Raw genomic sequence first — 1362 nt, forward strand, 5'->3', positions numbered from 1 at the left:
CCGTGTGTGGACGCCCCATCGGATTCAAGGGGGTGTTGGAGAGATTTGTGCGCGCAGGATCAGGTGCTGCCGTGTGTCCGGCCTGTTGATGCAGCCTTCATCACGGCTGCTGGCCTGTATGGAGAGCGCGGATCGGGTCCAAGTCGCTTTGGCGCGCTCGAGGCGCTTGGCCATTCACTGGTTTTCCCGACCCCGTCTTCTGACCGTTGCGCCATACCTCTCGACTGACCTTCCCTGCCTCCCTGACGCCTCAGGCCGTGGCGATCACGCCGTGGCCGGAGCTCTGTAGGAGCCGCCATGGGCCATCAAGGCCCAGACGATCCTCGCCATCTTGTTCGCAAGGGCGACGGTGATCAGCATGCGCGGCTTGCGCGACAGCATGCCGGCCAACCATGCCCCAGCTTTATCGGGATCACGCGCCGCGACCTTGGTCGCAGAACTCGCGCCCAGGATCAGCAACCGTCGCAGGCTGCGCTCGCCCATCTTGGTCGTTCGCCCCAGCCGCTCCTTGCCGCCGCTGGAGTGTTGCCGCGGGACGAGACCGAGCCAAGCCGCAAAGTCGCGCCCGCGGCGGAAGGTACTGGCGGCCGGTGCCAGAGCCACGAGTGCGGTCGCGATCACCGGGCCGACACCCGGTATCGTCATCAGCCGCTTGGCCACGGCATCGTCCTTCGCGCGTTGGGCGATCTCGCGGTCGAGAAGTGCGATCTGCGCCTGGAGCGCCTCCAGGCTGCCCGCAATGATGGCCAAGGCCGGCCTTGCCTCGGCCGGCACGTCAGATGTGGGGTCGCGGACGATCGCCACGAGCTGGCCTACGTGCCCGACACCTTGGCGAACGACGTACCCGAACTCCGTGAGGTGCCCGCGCAGTGCATTGATCAATTGGGTCCGCTGACGCACGAGCAGGTCGCGCGTACGGAACACCACTGCGGAGGCCTGGGCCTGCGCGCTCTTTCCCTGAACGAACCGCATCGTCGGCCGCTGCGCCGCCTCGCAGATCGCCTCAGCATCGGCCATGTCGTTCTTCTGCCGCTTCACGAACGGCTTCACGTAGGCTGGCGGGATGAGCCGCGTTTCGTGGCCTGCCAAAGCTATCTCACGGGCCCAGTAATGAGCGCTGGCGCATGCTTCCATAGCAACCACGCAACGCGGAAGTGTCGAGAAGAACGTCAGCACCTGATCACGCCGCAGCTTCTTGCGGAAAACGACGACACCGCTCGTATCCGCGCCGTGAACCTGGAAAACTGATTTCGCCAGATCGATCCCGACTGTGCTAACCTCACCCATGGACGCCTCCTGCAGTGGTGTTGCAACACCTCCACTCTGGCACATCGATGCCGTCAGGGGGCGTCCACCCCTACG

The 1362-nt window shown here is 65.1% G+C and carries 1 protein-coding gene; it reads right to left on the reverse strand.

The genetic code is table 11. The features are described 5' to 3' along the window. Positions 1-264: 264 nt before the first annotated feature. Positions 265-1287, reverse strand: a complete 1023-nt coding sequence (locus H288_RS0131920; protein WP_020096599.1) for an IS110 family transposase — start codon at positions 1285-1287, stop codon at positions 265-267. Positions 1288-1362: the final 75 nt, after the last annotated feature.

The sequence above is a fragment of the Methylobacterium sp. 285MFTsu5.1 genome, from assembly GCF_000383455.1.
GTDB lineage: Bacteria > Pseudomonadota > Alphaproteobacteria > Rhizobiales > Beijerinckiaceae > Methylobacterium.